At 59.2% G+C, this 24,004-nt stretch carries 21 protein-coding genes and 1 pseudogene; 19 read left to right on the top strand and 3 right to left on the bottom strand.

Annotation, left to right across the window (positions count from 1 at the left end):
* Positions 1-281: 281 nt before the first annotated feature.
* The 6 genes from ACXX81_RS12815 to ACXX81_RS12790 all read left to right on the top strand — a co-directional run bounded on the left by ACXX81_RS12815 (position 282) and on the right by ACXX81_RS12790 (position 7,602).
* On the top strand, positions 282-1,367 hold the full coding sequence (locus ACXX81_RS12815) for a phosphotransferase (RefSeq protein ID WP_458571797.1): 1,086 nt from the start codon (positions 282-284) through the stop codon (positions 1,365-1,367).
* 25 nt (positions 1,368-1,392) lie between these two features.
* Complete coding sequence (locus tag ACXX81_RS12810) at positions 1,393-2,748, top strand: aspartate aminotransferase family protein (protein WP_458571796.1); 1,356 nt, start codon at positions 1,393-1,395, stop codon at positions 2,746-2,748.
* A 192-nt stretch (positions 2,749-2,940) separates the two neighbouring features.
* Positions 2,941-3,609, top strand: coding sequence for a haloacid dehalogenase type II (locus ACXX81_RS12805; protein ID WP_231421763.1), 669 nt, complete (start codon positions 2,941-2,943; stop codon positions 3,607-3,609).
* A gap of 3 nt (positions 3,610-3,612) precedes the next feature.
* Entirely contained in the window at positions 3,613-4,485 is an 873-nt protein-coding gene (locus ACXX81_RS12800) for a GNAT family N-acetyltransferase (RefSeq protein WP_458571795.1), read from the top strand.
* Between the two features lie 69 nt (positions 4,486-4,554).
* Entirely contained in the window at positions 4,555-5,832 is a 1,278-nt protein-coding gene (locus ACXX81_RS12795) for an NAD(P)/FAD-dependent oxidoreductase (RefSeq protein WP_231421765.1), read from the top strand.
* Between the two features lie 132 nt (positions 5,833-5,964).
* Entirely contained in the window at positions 5,965-7,602 is a 1,638-nt protein-coding gene (locus ACXX81_RS12790; RefSeq protein WP_231421766.1) for an ABC transporter substrate-binding protein, read from the top strand.
* 14 nt (positions 7,603-7,616) lie between these two features.
* Here ACXX81_RS12790 and ACXX81_RS12785 read toward each other — a convergent pair whose 3' ends face one another.
* Positions 7,617-8,495, bottom strand: coding sequence for a LysR family transcriptional regulator (locus tag ACXX81_RS12785; protein WP_322213295.1), 879 nt, complete (start codon positions 8,493-8,495; stop codon positions 7,617-7,619).
* A 158-nt stretch (positions 8,496-8,653) separates the two neighbouring features.
* On the opposite strand from ACXX81_RS12785, the gene ACXX81_RS12780 reads away from it, so the two are divergent.
* The 12 genes and pseudogenes from ACXX81_RS12780 to ACXX81_RS12725 all read left to right on the top strand — a co-directional run bounded on the left by ACXX81_RS12780 (position 8,654) and on the right by ACXX81_RS12725 (position 19,891).
* Positions 8,654-9,691: an amino acid ABC transporter substrate-binding protein gene (locus ACXX81_RS12780; RefSeq protein ID WP_209981045.1), complete on the top strand. Its 1,038-nt coding sequence runs from the start codon at positions 8,654-8,656 to the stop codon at positions 9,689-9,691.
* A gap of 35 nt (positions 9,692-9,726) precedes the next feature.
* The gene (locus ACXX81_RS12775) at positions 9,727-10,881 is read left to right on the top strand and encodes an amino acid ABC transporter permease (protein ID WP_209981047.1); all 1,155 of its coding nucleotides are present in this window, start codon (positions 9,727-9,729) and stop codon (positions 10,879-10,881) included.
* Between the two features lie 2 nt (positions 10,882-10,883).
* Entirely contained in the window at positions 10,884-11,978 is a 1,095-nt protein-coding gene (locus tag ACXX81_RS12770; RefSeq protein ID WP_209981049.1) for an amino acid ABC transporter permease, read from the top strand.
* A complete protein-coding gene (locus ACXX81_RS12765; RefSeq protein ID WP_209981052.1) occupies positions 11,975-12,745 on the top strand; it encodes an amino acid ABC transporter ATP-binding protein in 771 nt (256 codons plus the stop codon). Before ACXX81_RS12770 ends, ACXX81_RS12765 begins: the two co-directional genes overlap by 4 nt.
* Positions 12,742-13,710 carry an isoaspartyl peptidase/L-asparaginase family protein gene (locus tag ACXX81_RS12760; RefSeq protein WP_209981054.1) on the top strand — a complete coding sequence of 323 codons (969 nt, stop codon included), beginning with the start codon at positions 12,742-12,744 and terminating at the stop codon, positions 13,708-13,710. The genes ACXX81_RS12765 and ACXX81_RS12760 overlap by 4 nt, the downstream gene beginning before the upstream one ends.
* A gap of 56 nt (positions 13,711-13,766) precedes the next feature.
* A complete protein-coding gene (locus ACXX81_RS12755) occupies positions 13,767-14,870 on the top strand; it encodes a protein kinase family protein (RefSeq protein WP_209981056.1) in 1,104 nt (367 codons plus the stop codon).
* A gap of 244 nt (positions 14,871-15,114) precedes the next feature.
* Entirely contained in the window at positions 15,115-16,461 is a 1,347-nt protein-coding gene (locus ACXX81_RS12750) for an OprD family outer membrane porin (RefSeq protein ID WP_322213301.1), read from the top strand.
* 126 nt (positions 16,462-16,587) lie between these two features.
* Positions 16,588-17,364, top strand: a pseudogene (locus ACXX81_RS12745) (MCP four helix bundle domain-containing protein); the annotation flags it as partial.
* Complete coding sequence (locus ACXX81_RS12740; protein ID WP_373460614.1) at positions 17,356-18,219, top strand: methyl-accepting chemotaxis protein; 864 nt, start codon at positions 17,356-17,358, stop codon at positions 18,217-18,219. The pseudogene ACXX81_RS12745 and the gene ACXX81_RS12740, both read left to right, overlap by 9 nt.
* A gap of 126 nt (positions 18,220-18,345) precedes the next feature.
* On the top strand, positions 18,346-18,702 hold the full coding sequence (locus ACXX81_RS12735; protein ID WP_209981062.1) for a hypothetical protein: 357 nt from the start codon (positions 18,346-18,348) through the stop codon (positions 18,700-18,702).
* 70 nt (positions 18,703-18,772) lie between these two features.
* Positions 18,773-19,105 (top strand): hypothetical protein, encoded by a 333-nt coding sequence (locus ACXX81_RS12730; protein WP_209981064.1) that lies wholly within the window; start codon positions 18,773-18,775, stop codon positions 19,103-19,105.
* Positions 19,106-19,249: 144 nt separating this feature from the next.
* A complete protein-coding gene (locus ACXX81_RS12725) occupies positions 19,250-19,891 on the top strand; it encodes a glycoside hydrolase family 25 protein (protein WP_209981066.1) in 642 nt (213 codons plus the stop codon).
* Positions 19,892-19,980: 89 nt separating this feature from the next.
* Here the strand turns inward: ACXX81_RS12725 and ACXX81_RS12720 are convergent, their stop codons facing one another.
* Positions 19,981-20,757, bottom strand: a complete 777-nt coding sequence (locus tag ACXX81_RS12720) for a hypothetical protein (protein ID WP_209981068.1) — start codon at positions 20,755-20,757, stop codon at positions 19,981-19,983.
* 195 nt (positions 20,758-20,952) lie between these two features.
* On the opposite strand from ACXX81_RS12720, the gene ACXX81_RS12715 reads away from it, so the two are divergent.
* Positions 20,953-22,266: an APC family permease gene (locus ACXX81_RS12715; RefSeq protein WP_209981070.1), complete on the top strand. Its 1,314-nt coding sequence runs from the start codon at positions 20,953-20,955 to the stop codon at positions 22,264-22,266.
* On the opposite strand, the gene ACXX81_RS12710 is transcribed toward ACXX81_RS12715, so the two are convergent.
* Entirely contained in the window at positions 22,256-23,884 is a 1,629-nt protein-coding gene (locus ACXX81_RS12710) for a methyl-accepting chemotaxis protein (protein WP_209981072.1), read from the bottom strand. The genes ACXX81_RS12715 and ACXX81_RS12710 overlap by 11 nt on opposite strands.
* Positions 23,885-24,004: the final 120 nt, after the last annotated feature.

The following is a 24,004-nucleotide window of genomic DNA, read 5'->3' as shown; positions in this document are numbered from 1 at the left end:
GGTGGAGGCGCGGCTGAAGGCGATTCTAATACGTGTTGGGGATATTGCACCAGTGAGGATCTGAGTAGTCTCGATAATTGTGCGACAACTACAAAAAATCAAAAAAATTTTAATTTAATTATTTTTATTAAAATACAGATAGTTATGCGTGAGTCGTGTGTTTTTCAAGACGGATTTTCAGCGAATCTCTATTTTCGCCTCTTTAAAATTAAAAAGTTGTAGCACAATATTGCTCCATCGAAGGCTGCTCTACACGGTCTTCCAAGGCCTGGAGTTCAGCAATGCGAGAGATGTACGAAGCTGTAGATACGGACGGCCTTACGGCGTTGCAGGGCGATCTGGCGGCCCCTTTTACCCCGATTGCATTAGAAAAGGCCGGGCTGATTCTGCAGGATCAGTTCGGGATCAAAGCCGATCTGACGCGCTTCTCGACGGAAAAGGACGACACATTTCGCTGTGACACGGCTGACGGAAAATCCTGCGTTCTCAAAATTTCCAACCCCCGGGAAGTGCCGGTTGAGCTTTCGCTGCAAATCGACGTCATGCGTCACATTGGGCATACGGCCCCTGAGCTTCCGGTTCCCAGGGTTTACCCCTCGCTGCAGGGTGAGTACCTCACGCCCATCGAGACGGCCAATGGCGATGTCAGGCACGTGAGGCTGATGAGTTTTCTGCCGGGCATGCCCCTGGATAAAACCAGCGCGAATGCTGAAATTCGTGAGCACATCGGCGAAATGCTTGCACGCCTGAGGTTGGCCACCGCCGGGTTTTCCCACCCGGGCGAGTCTCGAAAAGTGTGCTGGGATGTTCAGCACCTGAGCACGCTTGAGCCCTTGATGAGCTACGTGCCCGAGCGCGCACTTCGGCAGTTGCTGGAAAAGGCGCTCACTCGATTCCTGGACATCGAGGGCTTGATTGCCGGTTGTCGCAAACAGGTGCTGCATAACGACTTCAATACCTCAAACATCGTCGTTGACCCGCACAACCCGACGTCCGTCAGCGGCATTATCGACTTCGGTGACGCCGTCAAAACGGCCATTGCCATTGATGTTTCCACCGCAATGATGAACCAGTTGGGCGTGGTCGGCGCGGGCAACGACGTGGATATCTTTGCCCCGGCAAACGATGTGCTGAGGGGGTATTTGCGTGTCGCCGATCTGACCGCCGAAGAGCTCTCCCTGATTCCCCATCTGGTCATGGCGCGTCTGGTCACCCGAGCCCTGCTAACCACCTGGAGGTCGCAGCTTTTTCCGCAAAACAGTGCCTACATTCTCAGGAATGCTGCCCCAGGCCTGGCTCAGCTGGACTGGATACTGGGCCGTTCACCGTCACACCTGTCAGCGCTTCTGATGCCCTTCGCCGATTGATCCATCCTTGAGAGTGAGGATTCAAATGAGTAATGCAAAAATCGAGGCTGTCCGCGGTGATATGCCCAACGGCTTCAACCCGGCCCATACCGAGCACCTGGACGCAGCGGCGCGCGAGCATATACAGCGACGCACCAACCTGCTGGGGCCTGGCTATCGGTTGTTCTATAACGAGCCGGTAGGCGTGGTCCGCGCCAAGGGTGCCTACCTCTACGACAAGGACGGTAACGAGTACCTGGACGCCTACAATAATGTGGTGTCGGTAGGGCATTGCCATCCGCGCGTTGTGGCGGCGATAACCCAGCAAATGAACACCTTGTGCAGCCACACCCGGTACATGCAGGAGGGGATTCTTGATTATGCCGAGCAATTGCGCGCTACCGCAGACGGTGAGATGGCGGCCGACGGCCAGATGATGTTTACCTGCAGCGGTTCGGAAGCCAACGATCTGGCAATCCGTATTGCACGCCATCACACCGGCAATACCGGCGTCATCGTCACTAGCGAGGCCTACCACGGCAACTCGGCAACGGTGGCGGCTTTTTCGCCGTCGCTGGGTGCCAATGCCAAACTCGATCCCTATGTACGTCGCGTGCCCGCGCCGGATTCTTACCGTATCCCGCGTGAAGCATTGGGGCACTATATGGCCGATCAGGTCTCTGCCCAGATCCAGGATATTCAGCGCCATGGCGGCGGGGTCGCTGCCTTCATTGCCGACTGCCTGTTTTCGTCCGACGGGCTGTTCTGTGATCCGGTGGACGTGTTCGGGCCGATTGCCGACGTGGTGCGCAAGGCCGGCGGCCTGTTTATTGCCGATGAGGTGCAGTCGGGATTTGGTCGCAGCGGCACGCATTTTTGGGGCCATCAGCGTCACGGCGTGGCTGCGGACATCATCACCATGGGCAAACCCATGGGTAACGGCTACCCCGTTGCCGGGTTGATGGTGCGCCCGCAGGTGGTTGAAAGCTTTGGCCGTGACATGCGTTATTTCAACACCTTTGGCGGTAACAGCGTGGCCATTGCTGCTGCCCAGGCCACCCTCGACGTCATCCAGCAAGAGCAGCTCATGCTCAACGCCAAGCGCATCGGCGGACTGATCCTGGCAGGTCTCAGGGACCTCGCCGAGCGGTATGAGCAGATTGGCGACGTGCGTGGCACGGGCATGTACTTCGCCGTCGAGTTGGTCACAGACAGGGCCAGCAAAACCCCGGACATGAAAACCGCACTGCGGCTGGTCAACCATTTACGTGAAAAAGGTGTGCTCATTTCCGCCACGGGACCTGACGCAAGCATCCTGAAAATTCGCCCACCCCTGATCTGGACCGAAAGGGAGGTGGGGCGGCTGCTGGACGCCCTGGAGAGCGCTTTCGCGGCGTTGTGAAAAACACACGCCGGCGGCCTCGGCAAAGTCTGCCGGAGCAGGCCTCTCAAACAGTGTTTTGTACCAGTTAAACGTTACTTTCAATCGGTTTACAGGGCGTCAGGGTGTTTCAATAAATCCATCACAAACCGCCGTGTGCACCGAGTAAGGCTTGACCCGTTGCGACCTCATTAATCATTCAGGACTGCACTCATGAGCTTTCTTCGCCCCAAGTACATTACTTTCGACTGCTACGGCACGTTGACCAATTTCAAAACCGCTGCCTTGACGCGCGAGTTTTTCGCCGATCGCGTCCCGGCCGAGCGGATGGATCAGTTCATCAAGGACTTCGCAGCCCATCGGCTCGACCAGGTGATGGGCGACTGGCGACCCTATGACGAGATTCTCAAGACAGCCCTGGCGCACACCTGTACGCGTTGGGGGATTGAATACCGGCAAGAAGGCCAGCTGTATTACGACGCAGTGCCGACCTGGGGCCCACACGCGGACGTACCCGCAGGGCTTTCAAAAATTGCCGGCAAGATTCCCTTGGTGATTTTTTCCAACGCCATGGATGAGCAGATCATGCACAACGTCGACAAGCTTGGCGCACCCTTCCATAAAGTCTTTACCGCCCAACAGGCGCAGGCTTACAAGCCACGCCTGGCGGCGTTCGAATTCATGCTCGATAACCTGGGTTGCGGGCCGGAGGATGTGTTGCATGTGTCCTCAAGTTTTCGCTACGACCTGATGTCTGCCCACGACATGAAAATCAAGCACAAGGCGTTCGTTGCCCGCGGGCATGAACAGCCGGCGAACGCTGCCTTTGGCTATCACCAGATCCCGGACATTGGCGGGCTGCCAGGCCTGGTCGGACTCTAACCCATGAAAACCGCATCAGCGGAGCCTCAAGTGGTGCCCTTGCGCGCAGATCATCTGCCGCAAGCGGTCGATCTCTCACGCGCCTTGGCGTGGCCGTACCGTGAGGCTGACTGGCGCTTTGCCTTTGAGCTTGGCGCCGGTCTCGCGGTGGAGGCAGAGGGCCAACTGGTTGGCACTGCACTGTGGTGGCCGCAAGGCGAAAGCCATGCCACGGTAGGCATGATCATTGTGGCGTCAGCCATGCAGGGCAAGGGCATCGGGCGCGCGCTGATGGACGCTCTGTTGCAGCGCACCGGCGAGCGAGCGCTGATGCTCAATTCCACCCAAGAGGGCCTGGCGCTGTATACCCGCCTGGGGTTCATCGCCCACGGGTGCATTTATCAGCATCAGGCGTTGCTGGAGCAGGCGTCCCATTTTGCCGGCCATGATGGGGCGCCTGTCAGGTTCATGCAGGCCGAGGATGAGCCGTCGGTGCGACAGCTGGACCGGGCTGCCACCGGCAGGGATCGCAGCGCATTGTTAAGTCACTTGTTCGACATCGGCAGCCTCCTCGTCGTTGATCACGGTGACGGCGTGGCGGCTTATGCCTGCGCGCGCGAATGGGGCCGTGGCGTGGTGATCGGTCCGGTGATTGCCAGTGGGTCAGAGGCCGTGCCGGATGGCAAAGCGCTTATCGCCGCACTTGCAGAGGCTCATCGAGGCCGTTTCATTCGCATCGACGTGACCGAAGACAGCGGCTTGTCACCCTGGCTGAGCGAGAACGGCTTGCCCTGCGTGGGTCATGCCACACCCATGGTGCGCACCACGCAAGCTACCCCCAACGCCGTTGAAACAGATGCGCGATTGTTTGCCCTGTCCAACCAGTCGATCGGCTGACCCCGGCAACCGCTGCAAAGCCTGCATGGCGCCAATGGCCCACTTACCCTCAGAGGATGGATGTTGCGTATGAAGATGATGCCCTATTGGCTGGACACCGCTCCCAGGTTTGCCGCGGGTGAACGTGACGCGCCCAGTGGTGAGGTCGACGTGGCGATTGTCGGCGCCGGTTTTACCGGCCTGTCGGCTGCCATCGCGCTGGCCAAAAAGGGCGCAAAGGTCGCGGTGTTCGAGGCCGGGCTGGTCGGCAACGCAGCGTCCGGACGCAACGGCGGGATGTGCAATAACGGCTTTGCGCAGGACTACCACGCGCTGTCGACCGCTATCGGACGCGAGCGCGCGAACCTGCTGTATCGCGCCTTTGACGCTGGCGTGAGTAAAGTGGAGTCACTGATCACGGAAGAGAACATTGACTGCAGTTTCAAGCGCGTCGGTAAGCTCAAACTGGCGGCAAAGCCTGAGCACTTCGACAAGCTGGCCCGGTCCCAGGCGCTCATGGCACAGGAATGCGACCCCGACACTTGCATGCTGACGCGCGAGCAGTTGAGCGGCGAAGTCGGCACAGACCGTTATTTTGGCGGGCTGCTCTTCGGCAAGAGTGCCGGCATGCACGTGGGCCGCTATGGTCAGGGGCTCGCCGAGGCCGCCGCCCGACGTGGCGTGCGTATCTACGAGCAGGCTCCGGTGCTTGGCCTGTCCCGTCAGACAGGCACCGTGCATCAGGTGAAGACGCCACGCGGCGAGGTGCGTGCCAAACAGGTCTTGCTGGCGACCGGCACGTCTGCGGTGGGGCCGCTTTCCTGGTTTCGCCGACGCATCGTACCGGTGGGGGCCTTCATCATTGTCACCGAGCCCTTGTCCGTCGAGATGCTCGACCGCCTGGTGCCGAGTCGGCGCATGTACACCGATACGAAAAACTTCGTTAACTACTTTCGCATCACGCCGGACAATCGTTTGTTGTTCGGTGGCCGTGCGCGCTTTGCCACGTCCAACCCTGCCTCCGACGCGAAAAGCGGGGTCATCCTGCAAAGAGCGCTGATCGATATTTTTCCCGAGCTGAGCGGTACGCGCATTGATTACTGCTGGGGAGGCATGGTGGACATGACCCGCGACCGGCTGCCCCGTGCCGGTGAGCACGACGGATTGTTCTACTCCATGGGTTACAGCGGCCACGGCACGCATATGGCGACCTACATGGGCGCGATCATGGCCGAGGTGCTCGATGGTCGCGCCGACCTCAACCCATGGCGGGACTTTGATTGGCCCGCTATCCCGGGGCATTTCGGCAACCCCTGGTTTCTGCCGTTGGTGGGCGCCTATTACCGGTTTCAGGACTTGGTGCGCTAAGCCGCGACCTGGATCGTGACACGCTGCACGCTAGTTACATTGATGTTGGCATCACCGTCGTTCGCGTTTGAAAGGACGTTCCGCTCAGTCGGGACACGCCGTTTTTCTCATTTTTCGACAGGTACAACTGAAATGACCGACACCGAAATCGACTCCCAACTGATCAGCGGCCAGGAAAGTCTGCGCGTCTTCGAAAGCCTGAATCGTGATGTCTCTCGACGCAGAACGCTGCAGATGCTGGGACTCGCCGGTGTCGCCGCCGCCGGGGCCGGTAGCCTGTTCGGCGCCGCCGGCAAACTGCTCGCCGATGAAGCGGCCGCCCCCGGCAAAGGCAAGCCCGGTGGACGTATCCGTGTCGCCGGCATGAACAGCTCCACCGCTGACACCCTCGACCCGGCCAAGGGTTCCGGCTCTACCGACTACACGCGCCATTACATGTTTTACAACGGGCTGACGCGTTTCGACAGTCACATGGTGCCGCAGCTGGAGTTGGCCGAGCGCTTTGAGACCACCGATGCCACGCTCTGGGTGATCACCCTGCGAAAAGAGGTGACCTTCCACAACGGCAAGCCCCTCACGGCGGCCGACGTCGTGTTTTCGTTGTTGCGGCACAAGGACCCCATCTCCGGCTCCAAAGTCCTGTCGCTGGCAGAGCAGTTCAGCGAGATCAAGGCACTCGGCCAGAACGAAGTGCAGATCCGCCTCACTGGGCCGAACGCCGAGCTGATGTCGATTCTCGCGGTGTCGCACTTCCTGATCGTGCCCGAAGGCACCACTGACTTTAACCTGGGCATCGGCACGGGCCCGTTCAAGGTCAAGGAGTTCAAGCCCGGCGTGCGCTCGATTGCCGTGCGCAATAGCCACTACTGGAAACCGGGGCTGCCTTACCTGGATGAAATCGAATTCATCGGCATTGCCGACGAACCTGCAAGGATCAACGCGTTGCTTTCGGGCGATGTGCATATCACCAATGAAGTCGACCCGCGCTCCACCGTGCGCATCAAGGCCAGCAACACGCACAAGGTGATTTCATCTCCTTCGGGCAACTACACCGACCTGATCATCCGGCAGGATCAACTGCCAGGTCAGAATCCGGACTTTACCCTGGCGATGAAATACCTGCTGGACCGTGAGCAGGTGGTATCCGCCGTGTTCAGGGGGTTTGCCGTGGTCGGCAACGATCACCCGATTGCGCCGAGCGCGCGATACTTCAATGCCGCGCTGCCGCAACGCGCCTACGACCCGGAAAAAGCCAAATTCCTGCTCAAAAAAGCCGGCATGGAGAGCATCACCATGCCGCTGTTCGCCTCGCCGGCGGCCACCGGCTCGGTTGAAATGGCGGTGCTCCTGCAACAGTCGGCGAAACAGGCCGGGCTCAAGCTCGACGTCAACCGCATGCCAAGTGATGGTTACTGGAGCAATCACTGGGCCAAGCACCCGCTGACGTTCGGCAACATCAACCCACGGCCGAACGCCGACGTGATGTTTTCACAGTTCTTCAAGTCGAACGCCCCGTGGAACGAGTCCGCCTGGAAGAACGAGCAATTCGACCAGTTGCTGCTGCTGGCCCGTGCCGAAACCGATGACGCCAAGCGCGGCACTATGTACGCCGACATGCAGACACTGGTGCACGATCATTGCGGCATTGGCGTACCGGTGTTCATCAGCAACATTGACGGTGTCGATCAGCGCGTCAAAGGCTATGGCGCCAATCCGCTGGGCGGTTTCATGGGCTATATGTTCGCCGAGCAAGTCTGGCTGGATGCCTGATCGAGGCGGTGCAATCAGGCGCCCGCCAGACGCGCCCATAATGCTTGCGCCTGCGTGTTGCGGTTACCCAGCCAGCGCACCAGTATGACCTCGAGATGGTCAGGCTCCATTTGCGGATACAGCCTGACCAGCTCGCCCTGTTCAATCATCCCCGCGACCATGGTGTGGGGCATGCAAGCGACACCGTGGCCGTTGGCGACCATGGATTTGAGCGCCTCGGACACCGTCGCTTCGAATACCCGTTGCAGGCGTTCGGGTTGAGGGTGGCGACTGACCTGGGTGCGCGAGAGTTCGTGCAATTGGGCGCTGCGCGAATAGGTCAGCCACGGAATCGGGCCATCTGACTGAGTGCAATGCTCGGCCAGTTGGGGCGTGGCCACCCAATAAAGCTCGTCGTGACCCAGCGACAGTGTTTCGAACTCCTCACGCTGGGCGTAAGCCTGCGATTCGGCTTCCCGATAAAACAGGATGAAGTCGCAGCGGCCGGACAACAAGGCCATGTAGTAATCATCCGTGCTGCGGTAGCTGGTGTCGATGCGGGTAAACACCCGCTCGCCTGGCGGCATTGCGTGGCTGATCCAGTCCGGAAAGAAATTGCAGGCCAGGGTGTGCAGCGATGCGAAGCTCAACGGGCAGTCGAGAATCTTCACGCTCTGCTCACAGTCGCGCGCCAGACGTACCAGTTCCAGGGCGTTCGGCAGCAAGGCCTGGCCGGCGACCGTCAAGCGGATGGGATTCTTGCTGCGGTCGATCAGGACTGCGCCCAGGCGCGTTTCCAGCAATTGGATGCGCCGACTCAAGGCGGATTGCGATGAGCCACGCATGCTCGCAGCGGCGGTAAATTTTCCCGTGTCTGCCAATGCGAGGAAATCCTCATACCACTCAATATCCATAGTTATTCCAATAGTCGATAGGCCGAACTGGAAAGTGAATCAATCGGCGCTAACGTTACCTTTCGATGGCTGGTTATTGTATTGACGAACCCAAGCCTGCAAAGACCCTTTGGGTGCATCGTCGATCATAAGAACAACTACCGCTCTGGGGCAATGTTATGCATAAAGTGAATGGTCTGAACGCGTTGCTCAAGACGTGCTCGCTGGCGTTGATCCTGTTCGGCGCCTGCACGGCACAGGCAGGTGTGCTGGAAAACGTAAAAGCGCACGGTAGCCTGCGTTGTGGCGTCGCCAGCGACAAGCCGGGGTTTTCGATCATCGATAACCAGGGCCGATGGACCGGCATGGATGCTGACCTTTGCCGAGGCATCGCGGCTGCAGTGCTGGGCGATGCGAACAAGGTGGAGTTCATTGCCACCACCGGCAAAAACCGTTTCACCGCGCTGGCTTCTGGCGAAATTGACGTGCTGTCGCGTTCCACTTCATGGACGGCGGACCGCGTGGCGAGCCTGGGCGTCGACTTTACGGCGATCTGGTTCTATGACGGGCAAGGCTTCATGACGCACGCCGAGGACAAGATCGCCAAGCTCACCGACCTGGCAGGCGCGACCTTTTGCCTGTCGCCAGGCACCACCTCTGAGCAGAACCTTGCAGACTATTTCGGCAAGCGCGGCCTGACCTTCCGCACGGTGGTCATTGAGAAGAGCCCTGAACTGTTCGCCGCCTTCCAGAAGGGCCGGTGCAATGCCATCACCAACGACATGTCCGGCCTGGCGGCGCGCCGCGCGTTGTTCAACAAACCTGACGATTACCCGCTGCTGACTGAGGTCATTTCCAAGGAACCGCTGGGGGCCTACGTCGCGCAGGGCGATGCCGTGTGGCGCAACATCGTGACCTGGACCGCCTATGCGTTGATCACGGCCGAAGAGCTGGGCGTGGACTCCGACAACGTCGATAAACTGCACGCGGACAAAACCGCGTCAGCCGATGTCGCGCGTTTGTTGGGCACCGATGGCAACGTCGGCAAGGCGTTCAGCCTGGACAGCGATTGGGCGTACCGGGCGATCAAACAGGTCGGCAACTACGCGCAGATTTATGACCGTAACCTCGGTCCACAAACCGGTTTGAACTTCCCCCGTGAAATGAACCGCCTCTGGAAAGACGGCGGGTTGTTGTATGCGCCGCCGATCCGCTGAGTGGCCAACTTCAATCAACGAAACGGGATGTCGTCATGCTGACCCAACGTTTTAACCGTGCACGCCTGCTGAGTGCGCTGCAGCAGGGGCTCGTGCTGCTGCTGGTGGTGCTGGTGTTTTATGGCCTGGCACACAACGCAAGCCTCAACCTCAAAGCCCTGAACATTGCGTCCGGTTTCGGCTTTCTGACGGACCGGGCAGGCTACGACATCAGTTTCCAGCTGATCGACTACACGCCCTCCGACAGCTACGGGCGGGCGTATCTCGTTGGCCTGCTCAATACCTTGCTGGTGTCAGTCATCAGTATCGTGCTGGCAACGCTGATCGGTGTGCTGCTGGGCGTTGGCCGGGTTTCGGAAAACTGGCTGGTCAATCGCCTGTGCGGGATGAGTATCGAGTTTCTGCGCAACGTCCCGTTGGTGGTGCATCTGATCTGGTGGTACGGATTGATGCTCGCACTGCCCAGCGTCCGCCAGGCTTTCTCGCTGGCAGACGTGTTTTTCCTGAGCAACGCGGGCCTGCAGGTGCCGTGGCCGCAGCAGGGCGCAGCCGTCGGCTGGGGCCTGGTGTTAATGGGCGTGGGCGCACTGTCCGCCATCGTCGCCTTCAAGTGCCGTGATGCCCGTGCCCGCTGGCGTGGTTTTACGCCACGCCGCTGGCCCTGGGTGCTGGCGTGCGCGTTATTGCTGCCGCTGCTGGTGTACGCGGCCAGCGGTACTGCGTTGCACTGGGACGTGCCGACCCGCCAGGGCTTCGGGTTTCACGGCGGTGCCACCCTGGTGCCGGAGTTGCTGGCGCTGTGGCTGGCGCTTTCTTTCTACAGCGCCAGTTACATCGCTGAAACGGTGCGTGCCGCCATCCAGGCGGTGCACCGAGGCCAGTACGAAGCAGCGAAGGCGCTGGGCTTTGTGCGAGGCACCGCCATGCGTCAGCTGATTGCACCGCAAGCGCTTTACGCCATGGTCCCGCAAATAACCAACACCTACATGAACATCGTCAAGAACTCATCGCTTGGCGTTGTGGTTGGGTTCATGGAACTGGTGTCGTCGACTGGCGGCACCACGTTGAACCAGACGGGGCAGGCTATCGAATGCATTGTGCTGGTGATGGCGACCTATTGCGTGATCTGCCTGGTGATTTCTCTGGCGATGAACGTTTACAACTATCGCATCGGCAAGCGGGGGCACTGAGCATGAACGAACTGACTCATATCGTCCCGGTGCGTTTGCCACCGCAGTCGACCCTCTCGGTGCGCGTCTGGCGCTGGGTGCGCCAGTCGATGTTCCCCAGTGTCGGCCACTCGTTGCTGACCCTGCTGGTGCTAGCTTTGCTGGCAGTGTGCATCCCCAAGGCGCTCAACTGGCTGGTGCTGGACGCGACGTTCGTCGGCAGCACCCGCGACGCCTGCAACCCTAACGCCGCCTGCTGGTTACCGGTCATCGAGCGCTGGAATCTCTTCGTTTACGGTTTCTACCCGGAAGCTCAGCGCTGGAGAGTCAACCTGGCATTCCTGCTGGCGGTCGGTGCGTTTGTCCTGTTGTTTTTCAAGCGTCTGGACCGCCGCGCCTTACTGGCGTACCTGGTGATGTTGCCGCTGCTGATGTGGTGGCTGCTCAAGGGCGGCGCAGGCCTGCCAGGCGTTTCGTCAACGCAGTTTGCCGGCATGACCGTGACCGTGATGCTGGGCACCATCGGCATGATTTTCGCGCTGCCGCTGGGCATTCTGCTGGCGCTGGGGCGGCGCTCGAAGAAGCCGGTCATCCGCCTTCTCTGCGTGCTGTACATCGAGCTGGTGCGCTCGGTACCGGTGATCAGCCTGTTGTTCATGGCGTCGCTGATGATCCAGTTGTTCCTGCCGCCGGGTGTGGCGTTCGACATTCTGCTGCGGGTGCAGGTGGTGCTGATCCTGTTCACCGCGGCCTACATGGCCGAAACCGTGCGCGGCGGCTTGCAGAGCTTGCCCAAGGGGCAATACGAGGCGGCGCAGGCGCTGGGCTTCGGTTACTGGAAAACCATGGGGCACATCATCCTGCCGCAGGTGCTCCGGCAGACCATTCCTCCACTGTTGACCCAGTTTATCGGCCTGTTCAAGGAAACCACGCTGGTGATGGTTGTCGGCGTGCTGGACATCGTCGGCATCGCCAGCAGCACGGCCGCGTCCGCTGAATGGGCGGGGCATGACCACGAGATCTACATCTTCCTTGCTCTGTACTTCTTCATTATTTGCTTCGCGTTGTCGCGCTATGCCCGCCATCTCGAAAATAACCTGGAGCATGACCGCTCATGAACATTGCCAATCACACCGATGTCGGCCCTGTCGTGCGTATCGAAAACCTCAACAAGTGGTACGGACAGACCCACGTGCTGCGCGATATTTCACTGTCGGTGGCGCCGGGTGAAAAGCTGGTGATCTGCGGGCCTTCGGGCTCCGGCAAGTCGACGCTCATTCGTTGCATCAACCAGCTCGAGCAGCACCAGCAGGGCACGATCGAAGTCCTGGGCCACGCACTTGACGGCAAGCATCTGGAGCAGTTGCGTCGCCAGGTGGGTATGTGTTTCCAGAGCTTCAATCTGTTCCCGCACCTTACGGTGCTGAAGAATTGCACCCTTCCTCAAACGGCCAACCTGGGTGTGCCGGTGGCCGAAGCCATCGAGCGCGCCTTGCAGTTGCTGGACAAGGTGATGATGCGTGATCACGCCAACAAGTATCCCTCGCAGCTCTCCGGCGGCCAGCAGCAACGCATCGCCATCGCGCGCGCACTGTGCATGCAGCCACGGATCATGTTGTTCGATGAGCCGACCTCCGCACTGGACCCGGAAATGATCGCCGAAGTGCTTGAGGTGATGACCGGCCTGGCCGAAGACGGCATGACCATGATCTGTGTGACCCACGAAATGGGTTTCGCTCGCAAGGTGGCCGACCGTGTGGTGTTCATGGATGGTGGAGAAATCATTGAGCAGGCGCCGCCTTCCGAGTTTTTCCATTCGCCGCAGTCGCCACGCACGCAACGCTTCCTCAACCAGATTCTGAACCATGGGGCGCAGCCGGCATGACATCTCCTATCGCAATCGCGTTGCACGGCGGGGCCGGCGTCCTGCAAGCGGGCGTTTTGAGCGCCGAAGACGAGAACGCCGTGCACGCCAGTCTGCTGAGCGCGCTCAAGGCCGGACTGAGCATCCTGGAGGGGGGCGGCAGCGCGCTCGACGCCGCCCAGGCCAGCGTGGTGGAACTTGAGGAGTGTCCCTGGTTCAACGCGGGCAGAGGCGCCGTATTCACGGACAAGGGCGATCATGAAATGGACGCCGCGATCATGAGCGGCGACCACCGTGAAGCGGGCGCCGTGGCCGGGATCCATTTTGCGCGCAACCCCATCAAGGCTGCGCGTGCGGTGCTCGAACACAGCGACCACGTGCTGTTGTCTGGCGTCGGTGCCGACCAGTTCGTTGCCGCCCAGGCGTTGGAGCAGGTCGACAATGCATGGTTCGACACCGAACTGCGCCGCAGGCAATGGCAAGCCCAGCGCCTGAGCCCGCAAACGCTCAGCCTGGAACCCGGCGGTATCGAGAAAAAGTTCGGCACGGTGGGGGCGGTGGCGTTGGATCGCAGCGGCCAGGTGGCCGCAGCGACATCCACCGGCGGCATTACCAACAAGCGTTACGGACGTATCGGTGATACGCCGCTGATTGGTGCCGGCACCTGGGCCGACAACCGCAGCGCGGCTATTTCCGCCACCGGGCATGGCGAGTTTTTCATTCGATGTGCCGTCGCCCACGACATCGCCGCACGCATGCGATACGCCGGCGCCAGACTGCGCAAGGCGTGCGACCAGGTGGTGCTGGGTGAGCTGAAAGCGGTGGGCGGCAACGGCGGCGTGGTTGCCGTGGCCCCCAACGGTGACACCGCGCTGGTGTTCAATACACCCGGCATGTACCGCGCCTGGCGCGATGCCGAGGGCGGGCTGCATACGGCGATCTACGCCGCAGAGGATCGGTTGCACGTTCAAGAGGCAACGACCTGAGCGTTTTGACGAATGTTGATGTTGTGATGAAGACCCCTTCAACCTGGAGCGCAATGATGAAAATAATAAAAACGTTGAAGAACGCCAAAGGTGTTCTGCTGTGTGTCCCCTTGTCCATCGCACTGTACGGATGTCAGCAGTTACCGCCTAAAGCGGTGGTTGCCAACGCCGACGCCGTACTGGATGAACCGGTTAAAAAAGTAGGCAATCAGCAACTGCTGGTCCGTGGCCCGAGCGGCGAAGGCGTGATTCCGGTGTTTGCCAGTGGCGATATCAACGCGGTAGCGCCGGACGTCACGAAAGTGTTTATCGTCATACATGGCACGCTCAGAAACGCCGACACCTATTTCGCAACGGGTCAACAGATCCTCGCGGGCGCTGGATCGCTGGGCAAAGGGGCAATGATGGTTGCCCCGCAATTTCTGACGGCTCCGGATGTGAAAGCCTTTTCGCTGCCTGCCCGGAGTCTGGCGTGGACGCAGGAGGGCTGGAAAGGTGGAGAGGCGGCGGTCGGGCCTGTGCCCCTCAGTTCCTTCGCGGCGCTTGACGCGCTGCTCGAGCATTTTGCCGATAAACGTCTGTACCCGGCGCTGTCCAGCGTGGTGTTGATGGGGCACTCGGCCGGCGCGCAGATCCTGCAACGTTATGCCGTAGTGGGGCGCGCCGATCCGATATTGACGCGTGCCCATATCGATCTTCGCTACGTGGTTGCCAATCCATCCAGCTATTTGTACTTCAGTGACGAACGCCCCGACAGCCAGGCTCTGGCAGGCGGTGCGTGCCCGGAAGCGACCAAATGGAAATATCAACTCAAGGACGGCCCCGAGTATGTGTCATCGCAGAATGTGAAAACGCTGGAGTCCGACTATGCCGCGCGCAATGTCGTGTACCTGCTCGGTGAGGCAGACACAGACCCCTACAAACACTTCATCGATCGGTCATGCGCGGGTATGTCGCAAGGGCCTTATCGGCTCGCGCGAGGACGCGCTTATTTCGATTACATGAAAAAGCGGCACCCGGCGCACTTGAAACAGAAGGTGGTCATGGTGCCAGGCGTCGGCCACGATAATTTGAAAATGTTTACCTCCAACTGCGGGATGGCTGTGTTGTTTGATCAACCGACACCCAAGACCTGTCCGGTTATAACGGGCGCTAAATAACCAGCGTGGACTCAAAGCGTCTTTTGATAGCGCTCCATGAGTTAGCGCGCCAATAAGACGCTCCGCGTTTGGATACTGTTAGTCAACAGGTCAGAAAGTTCCAGCGTTTTCATTAATCTCAGGGGTGCCCGTCAGTGATCATCATTGATGGGCTGGCCCGCGGACCCATTCAACTATAAAAAAGCGCTGCTTATCGCTGCGGTGTTAATAAGCCACGTTCGTTGGCACACTATTTGGGGGCAGTATGAACAAGCAAACTCTGGCGGTGGCCATTGCGCTCGCCAACGTATCGTCGTTCAGCGTATATGCCGGCGAAGCAGCAGGCGCAGGCGACTTTATCTCTGGATCCAAGGCAAGCATCAGCTCGCGCACCCTGTATTTCAATAACGACAACCGCGCCGGTGGTGCGGATCAAAAGGAAGCCGCCCAGGGGCTGCTCTTCAATTATGCGTCGGGCTATACCCAAGGCACGATTGGCCTGGGCCTGGATGCGCAAGTGCTCACGGGGATTCATCTGGATGGGGGCAGGGGGCATCATCCGGATAAAAACACGTTTTCGCCAAGCGATTCGGATGGCTCTGCTGAACAGACCTGGAGTCGCGCGGGCGCCAACGTGAAGGTCAAACTCGCCGATACAACGCTGAAGGTGGGCAATGCACTAAGTCCTGAACTGCCGATTCTCAATGCCAGCGAAAGTCGTGTGCTGCCGCAGACTTTCCAGGGCGGTATGTTAACTTCCAAAGTATTCAATGATGTAACGCTGAACGTTGGCAAGATCACGGACGCTGTTGGCCGTGCCTCCAGCAATAGTTCCGGTCTGTCTGTATCCGGCGCAACAAAGGACTCCAACAGTTTCCAGTTTGCGGGAGCCGACTGGAAGATCACCAGGAATTTGACTGCTCAAGCCTATCACTCTCAACTCAAGGATTTTTACAATCAAACCTTCCTCGGCCTGGTTTATCTGGTGCCGATTGGCAATGATCAAACCCTGAAAACCGACCTGCGTTACTTCGATAGCAACTCCGATGGCAAGAATGGCCAGGTGGGTTATCGCTTCAACAACAATGGTGGTTACGCAAAAGATACAGGTGAGGTTTCCAACAAGACATGGAGTGCCATGTTTACTTATGCCCTAGGTGGTCACTCCATCATGGTCGGTCATCAGCGCGTGAGTGATGATGGCGGGTTTGTGTGGGTCAATAATGGAAGCATCGCCGACAGCCGTGGGCGTAACGAGGGCCAGGGCGGGTCGGATTTCTATCTGTTCACCAACAGCATGATCAATCAGTTCGCCCGTGCAGGGGAAAATACGACATTCGGCCAATACAGCTTCAGCTTCGCTTCCATGGGCATCTCCGGTTTGAAAATGAGCGTCGCCTACTTGCACGGTGATGACATCAGGGACGTGAAAAACGGCAGTGATCATTCTGAATGGGAACGCGACATGCGTGTTGCCTACACCGTGCAGGAAGGACCGCTGAAAAACCTGAGCGCGACGCTGCGACACGGTGCGTATCGAGGCGACGGCTCGGGGGGATCCAATACCGATCAAACCCGCCTTATTTTCGATTACACCTATAACTTCATGTAAGGCCAACGGGAGGAGAAGTTGCATGCAGCAGCGGGGGAGGTCGTTAGAGCTCAAGGCTTATAACGGCTCTCGCAACCGACTCCCGCTGATTCGCTATTGGCCTGTATCCTATTGAGTCGCCCCATCATGACGCTTCGTAATCTTGGTATCGCGCCGCGTGCCTCACTCTTTTTTGCCTTCATGGCCTTGCTTGTACTGTTCCTCGGTGTAATGAGCCTGGGCAAGATGGCTGACCTGTATCACACGACCCAGTCCATCGTTAAAGGCGGGCTGGCGCCCACTCGCCTTCTGGGAGAATTGGCGGACACGACAGCGCGCCTTCGCACCATGTCTTATGCGGTATTGGTCAACCGTAGCGCAGGCCAGGCGGATATTGAAAAGTCTGATGCGCGCATCGAAGAGTTGACTAAAAAAGCAGACCGAATAGTCAATGACTACGAGCCGCTGCTCAATGGCGATGAAGAAACGGCCAGGTTTGGCCAGTTCAAGGAAGCGCTTGGTCATTATGTGAAGGCGCAGGATGAACTGCGCAAGGCATCGCTGGCCAACCGTGAAGATGAGATCCGGGCTTTGATCAAAGGGGATCTCAAGAAGTACTCAAGCCAAATGGCGCCACTGGTTGACTGGCTGCTGGAGGATAACCGCAAGGATTCAGAAGCTGCAGTGATGGCGTCTTCCAGCAACTACCTGACGGCACGTAACGTCATCATCGCAGTACTGATATTGACGGCCGTTCTGACCGCGTTACTGGCCGTTATCCTGACGCGAAGCATTATTCGTCCCCTCAATGACGCCCTACGAACAGCCGAAGACGTAGCCCGAGGTGATCTGACCCAGACTGTGCACATTCAGGGCCGTGACGAGGTGACTCGCCTGCAACAGGCTTTGACAGCCATGCAGACCAACCTGCGCGATACCTTGCAGCATATCTCCGGCTCGGCGACCCAATTGGCGTTGGCCGCCGAAGAGCTCAACGCCGTCACCGAGGAAGGCTCAAGTACGCTCGAGCAGCAGAACAACCAGATCGAGCAGGCGGCGGCAGCCGTCAATCAGATGACCGCCGCCGTTGAAGAAGTGGCCAGCAATGCTGTGAGTACGTCGACCGCCTCGCAACAGTCGAGTGCGGCGGCGATGCAAGGCCGTCAGCGCGTCCAGGACACGGTCAATGCCATTGAGCAGATGACCACCGATGTCGAGGTCACTGCCGAGCAAGTGGGCAGCCTGGCGGGTCAGACGCGCGACATTGGCAAGGTGCTGGATGTGATTCGCGCCATTGCCGAGCAAACCAACCTGCTGGCCCTCAACGCGGCCATCGAGGCTGCTCGAGCCGGTGAGGCGGGCCGAGGTTTTGCCGTCGTTGCCGACGAAGTGCGGGCGCTGGCTCATCGCACGCAACAGTCCACTCAGGAAATCGAGGTGATGGTCAGCGGCATACAGCAGGGCAGCAGCCAGGCGGTCGCGTCAATGCAAAACAGCAGTGTTCGAGCCCAGGCCACACTGGGTGTGGCCCGCAGTGCGGGGCAAGCACTGGAGGAAATTACCCGCAGCGTTGGCGAAATCTGCGAGCGAAACCTGGTGATTGCCAGCGCCGCCGAAGAGCAGGCCCAGGTGTCGCGAGAGGTTGACCGCAACCTGGTTAACATCCGTGATTTGTCACTGCAAACATCAGCAGGTGCCCATCAGACCAACTCGGCGAGCCATGAGCTTTCGCGCCTGGCGGTTGAGCTTAATCAGAGGGTCATGCGGTTCAAACTATAGATCGCGACACGCCTGGCTTTTTCCGAGGGGCCGGAAAGTCTGTATGACAACGTTCCCTGCATGTCTGCCAAAAAAACCAACAGGGTGTCAGCCTGGTAACAGTGGTAAAAAAACAGGAGTTCCTCAATGGATCATCACTTCGAGCACCATATTAAACACGTCTTCGAGAGCGCCATGAGTGCTGCGCAGATGGCAGCGCTATGCAGTCTTATGGACGACTCGAGGGCTGACGCGAAACCTGTGCGTGGTCATGCCGATATTGTTGTAATCAATGCAAGTGAAAGGCTGCTGGACGCGCTCGGTACCTATACGAAAGTCGCTGAAGTAAAGCCAGGCCTGTGGGTGCTGGGTGATTTCACGCACAGGCTGGTCGACTGTTCACTCTTTGTCAAAGAGGCCGCCGTTGACGCTGCATTAAGTATCTTGTCGGAAGGGGTCGACGAAACGGATGGCCATTTTCGCGCGCCCAGTTGGGTCGAATAGAAAGTTTCCGGGGTCGTCTGTGTCACACCGCTGTCTATAACGTGCGTATTTAAAATGGAGTGCTACGGCTATGAAGTATCGGCTTTTATTATTGATTGCAGGCGTGTTGTCCGTCTCGTCGCTCAACGCTGGAGCGACGGAAATAAAGACGCCTTCGTCACACGTCCCGTCCACGTTCATCGTCTTGTGTGATTGTAATACCCACCTCAAGCGCACGCTGATCCAGCGTGAAATCAATAAAGCCGGCGCAAAGATCCTGTTTACTTATGACAATCTTGGCGGCTTTGCCGTCAAGACGCCGAAGTCAGATAATCCCGACCAACTTGAACAGAGGTTGCGTGGCATACCCGGAGTCAAGTCGGTAGAGCTTGATGGCGAGGCAGGCATCAATACTGGGAGCTGAACAGGGGAGACGCCGGTGCATCCTTGAGTAGGCGTGACTATGCAAGTCCACTACGCGCACCCCCAGAAAGTGCTACTCCGATAGTGCATGTGAGCTGATCGCCGATGGAAAAATGCGACGATCACCCATTGCAGGAGAGCAGAGATGAGTTGTGAAGAATCGAACAGTCGGGAAAATGCATGCGGTATCGACGTGTCGCGCTGGCAGGGCAACATCGACTGGGCGCGCGTGGCGGGCGCCGGCATCACCCATGCGATAGCGAAGATGACCGAGGGCGGTGACTACACCGATCCCACATTTGTCGAGAACTTCCAGGGGATGAAGGCGAACGGCTTGAAGGCCGGGGTTTACCACTATTTCCGTGCGTTGAGCAGCACGCCGTGTGAGCAACTGGCCAATATCAAGGCGCGCCTTGCCGAGGTGGACTTCAAGCTCGGGCAGGACATTTTGGCCATTGATGTCGAGACCCATCGCAACGAAAGCGCCACTGCGGATCAGATGGCGGACGCCCTGTTCCAGTTGGTGACGCTTGTTCGGGTTTCGCTGCTGGAGGGGGCCTATCCGCATATTTATGCCTCGCCCAACATCTGGAACAACCGCGTGGCCTGGCACACATATGACTTTAGCGAATGCCCGCTGTGGATCGCCAACTGGAACGTCACCGAACCTACAGTTCCGCAAACATGGAACAAGCAGGGCAAGAGTTGGCGATGGTGGCAGCACAGCAGCAAGGGACAGGTTGACGGTATTCAGGGGGCGGTGGATCTGAATTGGGTCAGGCTCTGATCGCAAGCAGCACAACGGCGCTTATGTGGGCCGTTGTCTGCTGCGCGAAGATCAGCGCCTGTTGCCCTCCTTGCCAGCGCCCCCGACCGCTAAGCAGCAGGCCTGACCCGAAAGGCCAGAAACACCGGGCCTGCGGGAAAGGAGCTGATTTCCAGCTCGTCCAGTGGATTGAGCGTGTTCATGCGGCTGCCGGCGTTGCTGTACAGCGTATGGTCGCCCGCAGCAGCGAGGTTGATCTTGCCGGCGGCGGCCTGGATCAGCGTCACCTTGAACCCTTCGGTGACTTCCTCACCTATCGTCAGGGTGACGTCGGTGTTGCTGATGACCAGAATCGATTTGCCTGAATCGGCCATGGTCAGGGGGCGACTGCCGGTGATCGAGGTGTTGGTGTGCACGTGGCCACCGGCGTGGTAGGTCACCATCCTGGGGTCGGCAAAGACGCGGGCGAAAGCGCCCACGTAATTGACGCTGGCGCGCATGTCATCAAATTGCTCGACCACATAAGTGCCGATGCTGCCGGTGGTGTCGGCATCGGAGTCAAACACCCATTTGCGACCGACCATCAGCCCGATCTGGGTGTTGGTGCGTACGCCCGTGCGCAGTTCTTCGAGGTACAGCGTGCCGATCTGGCCGCCGCCCTTGCCCTGCACGTAGGTAAGCCGCGCAATGGAGTGGCTGTCGCCCGTCGGGCTGCCCTGGGAGGTGTCGACCCGATAGTCGACACAGTCTGCCGAGAGGATGGTGGTGGTGGTGTTGGTATTGGGGGCCCAGGTGAACTCCAGCACCCTGCCGGCCTTGGCCTGTTCCAGTGAGACAGTGGTCTGCGAAGTGGTGCTGGAGCCTGACTGCTTCAGATCGTCGGTCATGATACTTGTCCTTAAGTGAGGTGTTTTTTTACTGTTCATTTATACAGTAGTTGCGATGTGGACGGTGCGCGAGGTGAGGCGACGAAATGCACGGGCGAGCCTCATTTGCCCGCAGCTTCGCCATCCTGATGGAACTTCAACTGTGCAACAGTCCTCCACCAAGGATGCCTTCATCACCTGCCGCCAGAGCCGCCCATGACCCAATCCCCCAGTAGCGCCAAACCGTCCCTGCGCCGGGCCATTAGCGGCCCGATGCTGTTTCTGTTCATCCTCGGTGACGTGCTCGGCGCCGGCGTCTATGCGCTGGCCGGCACCATTGCCGGCGAGGTGGGCGGGGCGATCTGGGTGCCGCTGCTGGTGGCACTGTTCTTCGCCATGCTCACTGCCGGCTCCTACGCGGAGCTGGTGACCAAATACCCGCACGCGGGCGCCGCGTCGGTGTTCGCCGAAAAGGCCTTCAAGTCGCCACTGATTTCCTTTCTGGTCGGCTTCAGCATGCTCGCCGCAGCGGTGACCAGCGCCGCCGGGCTTTCGCTGGCGTTTGCCGGCGACTACCTGGCAGCGTTCATCGATATCTCGCCCCCTCTGGCTGCGCCGATCTTTCTGCTGGTGATTGCGCTGCTGAATGCGCGCGGGATCAAGGAGTCGCTGGGCGCCAACATGCTCATGACGGCGATTGAACTGTCCGGGCTGTTACTGGTGGTGGTCGCGGCGGCCTGGTGTTTCCAGATGGGCGACGCCAACCTGGGCCGCGCGTTCGAATTCAAGCCCGGCATCAACCCGATGCTCGCCGTGCTCGGCGCGGCGTTGCTGGCGTTCTACTCGTTTGTCGGCTTCGAGACATCGGCCAACCTCGCCGAAGAAATCCGTGACGTGCGCAAGGTGTACCCGCGTGCGCTGTTCGGCGCGCTGGTGACGGCGGGCGTTGTTTACATGGCGGTAGGTGTCGCCGCGTCCACCGTGCTGCCAATGGACAGGCTGATGGCGACCTCGGCGCCGTTACTGGAAGTGGTGCGCGCCTCAGGCTTGAACATCCCGCCCAGGCTGTTTGCGTTCATTGCCCTGGTGGCGGTGGCCAACGGCGCGCTGCTGACCATGATCATGGCCAGCCGCCTGACCTACGGCATGGCCCGCCTGGGCCTGCTGCCCGAGCCGTTGTCGCGGGTGCTGCCCAAGCGGCGTACGCCCTGGGTGGCAATCATCGCCAGCAGCCTGGTGGCCATTGCATTGACGTTGACCGGCACCCTGGCGGCCTTGGCGCAGACGGTGGTGCTGTTGCTGCTCTTTGTGTTTCTGAGCACCAACCTGGCGGTGCTGGTACTGCGCCGTGACACCCTCGACGTCGACCATTTTCGCGTGCCCACCTGGGTGCCGGTGCTGGCGATTGTGTCGTGCCTGCTCCTGCTCAGCCAGCAGAGCCTCGACACCTGGTTGCGGGGCGGCGCACTGCTGCTGTTGGGCATGCTGTTGTACGGCTGCAACCGGCTGGCGACCCGGCCTAAAGCTTGAACTGGCGGGTCAGCTGATTGAGGTCGGTCGCCAGCTTGGTCAGCTCGGCTGTGGCAATCGCCGTCTGGTTCGAGCCTTCGGAGGCCTCGCTGGACAAGTCGCGGATGCTCACCAGGTTGCGATCCACTTCGCGCGCGACCTGGGCCTGTTCCTCGGCGGCGGTGGCAATCATCAGGTTGCGCTCGTTGATCTGACTCAGGGAGTCGGTGATGTCGCCCAGCACTTTGCCGGCGCCGTTGGCCATGTCCAGGGTCTTGCTGGCTTGAGCGCTGGTCTGGTTCATCGACGACACCGCATTGCCCGTGCCCGTCTGGATCGAGCTGACCATCTGCTCGATTTCCTGGGTGGATTTCTGCGTGCGATGGGCCAGGGCTCTTACTTCATCGGCCACCACCGCGAAGCCACGACCGGCTTCACCGGCGCGCGCGGCTTCAATGGCGGCGTTCAACGCCAGCAAGTTGGTTTGCTCGGCAATCGCCCGGATCACGTCCAGCACCTTGCTGATGTCATTGGCCATGGTCGCCAGCACTTGCACTTCACCGGAGGTGGACTGCACGTTGGCGACCATCATGTTGATGGCCGCGACCGTGTCGTTCACCTGATTGCGCCCGGCGATGGCGGCCGAGCTGGATTGCGCGGTCAGATCGGAGGTGGTGGCCGCATTGCCTGCGACTTCCTCCACGGCGGCGGTCATTTCGGTCACGGCGGTGGCCGCCATTTCAATTTCGTGGTTCTGCCGCTGGATGGTGCGCGACGCGCCCTCGGTCACGGCGTGCATTTCTTCGGCGGTGGCCGCCAGTTGCGTGGAGGAGTCGCCGATCAGCGCCAGTGCATCACGCAGATTGGACTGCATGGTGGCGATGGCTTTTGACAGTTGCGCCGCTTCGTCGGAGCCGTCCACCTCGATGCGCTGGCTCAAGTCATTGGCGGCAATGCGCTGGGCCATCAGCAGGGATTGATTGATCGGCACTGTAAGGCTGCGGGTGTAAAGCCAGGCCAACAGTAAAGAGGCGGTTATCGACAGGAGCAGGAACACGCCGACGATCATCAGTGTTTGCGCATAAACGTCATCGGCCTCCTGTCCGGCTTTTTTTGCTTTGTCCTGGTTAACGCTGATAAGCGCTTTTAATGCAGTTTCGACATTATCCGCCGCTACTTTCATTGGCCCGTTTGATATGGCGACTGCGCCTTCCAATTGCTGTGCGCTAACTAACGCAAGGTAATTGTCCTGAGTCTTGAAATAGTCGGCTTGTACTTCGCGTAAACGTGCAAACGCTTCCTGGCCTTGCGGCGTGACGATGAGGTTTTTCAAGGACTGCGCATATTGATCGATCAACTGCCGCGATTGCTGGATATCGCTGACCGCCTTGGTCCGGCGCTCCTGGGGCTCGATCGGGTTGCGCACCCGGGCGTTGTTGCCTCGGATGGTGACAAACTCCCGGTCCAGTTGGCCCAACAGTTGTACGCTGGGCAACACGTTGGTTTCGACATACTTCTCTGCTGTTCTAAGCAGCCCGGCTTGCCTGAGTGCCAGCAACCCCATCGCAATAATGATCAGGCAGAAAAAACCGAAACAAACAGCCGATCGCGGTGCGAGATTTAGTTTTCGCAAAAACATGGTAACTCCTCAGGTGTGGGCGCTTTCACCCGTGGAATTAATATCGACACTCTTGTTCGCAACTTTAAGTTTGTTCGAAATATAGTGTTGATTTTTTTGGCTCTGTATTGAGTCAATAAC

It is taken from the genome of Pseudomonas sp. GNP013 (assembly GCF_054343995.1).
The sequence above is the reverse complement of the archived record's forward strand: the minus strand, read 5'-3'. Positions and strand labels throughout refer to the sequence as shown.

Coding starts and splice junctions, on each gene's coding strand:
- ACXX81_RS12815 (WP_458571797.1), top strand. CDS start 282: ATGCGAGAGATGTACGAAGCTGTAGATACGGACGGCCTTACGGCGTTG.
- ACXX81_RS12810 (WP_458571796.1), top strand. CDS start 1,393: ATGAGTAATGCAAAAATCGAGGCTGTCCGCGGTGATATGCCCAACGGC.
- ACXX81_RS12805 (WP_231421763.1), top strand. CDS start 2,941: ATGAGCTTTCTTCGCCCCAAGTACATTACTTTCGACTGCTACGGCACG.
- ACXX81_RS12800 (WP_458571795.1), top strand. CDS start 3,613: ATGAAAACCGCATCAGCGGAGCCTCAAGTGGTGCCCTTGCGCGCAGAT.
- ACXX81_RS12795 (WP_231421765.1), top strand. CDS start 4,555: ATGAAGATGATGCCCTATTGGCTGGACACCGCTCCCAGGTTTGCCGCG.
- ACXX81_RS12790 (WP_231421766.1), top strand. CDS start 5,965: ATGACCGACACCGAAATCGACTCCCAACTGATCAGCGGCCAGGAAAGT.
- ACXX81_RS12785 (WP_322213295.1), bottom strand. CDS start 8,495: ATGGATATTGAGTGGTATGAGGATTTCCTCGCATTGGCAGACACGGGA.
- ACXX81_RS12780 (WP_209981045.1), top strand. CDS start 8,654: ATGCATAAAGTGAATGGTCTGAACGCGTTGCTCAAGACGTGCTCGCTG.
- ACXX81_RS12775 (WP_209981047.1), top strand. CDS start 9,727: ATGCTGACCCAACGTTTTAACCGTGCACGCCTGCTGAGTGCGCTGCAG.
- ACXX81_RS12770 (WP_209981049.1), top strand. CDS start 10,884: ATGAACGAACTGACTCATATCGTCCCGGTGCGTTTGCCACCGCAGTCG.
- ACXX81_RS12765 (WP_209981052.1), top strand. CDS start 11,975: ATGAACATTGCCAATCACACCGATGTCGGCCCTGTCGTGCGTATCGAA.
- ACXX81_RS12760 (WP_209981054.1), top strand. CDS start 12,742: ATGACATCTCCTATCGCAATCGCGTTGCACGGCGGGGCCGGCGTCCTG.
- ACXX81_RS12755 (WP_209981056.1), top strand. CDS start 13,767: ATGAAAATAATAAAAACGTTGAAGAACGCCAAAGGTGTTCTGCTGTGT.
- ACXX81_RS12750 (WP_322213301.1), top strand. CDS start 15,115: ATGAACAAGCAAACTCTGGCGGTGGCCATTGCGCTCGCCAACGTATCG.
- ACXX81_RS12740 (WP_373460614.1), top strand. CDS start 17,356: ATGCAGACCAACCTGCGCGATACCTTGCAGCATATCTCCGGCTCGGCG.
- ACXX81_RS12735 (WP_209981062.1), top strand. CDS start 18,346: ATGGATCATCACTTCGAGCACCATATTAAACACGTCTTCGAGAGCGCC.
- ACXX81_RS12730 (WP_209981064.1), top strand. CDS start 18,773: ATGAAGTATCGGCTTTTATTATTGATTGCAGGCGTGTTGTCCGTCTCG.
- ACXX81_RS12725 (WP_209981066.1), top strand. CDS start 19,250: ATGAGTTGTGAAGAATCGAACAGTCGGGAAAATGCATGCGGTATCGAC.
- ACXX81_RS12720 (WP_209981068.1), bottom strand. CDS start 20,757: ATGACCGACGATCTGAAGCAGTCAGGCTCCAGCACCACTTCGCAGACC.
- ACXX81_RS12715 (WP_209981070.1), top strand. CDS start 20,953: ATGACCCAATCCCCCAGTAGCGCCAAACCGTCCCTGCGCCGGGCCATT.
- ACXX81_RS12710 (WP_209981072.1), bottom strand. CDS start 23,884: ATGTTTTTGCGAAAACTAAATCTCGCACCGCGATCGGCTGTTTGTTTC.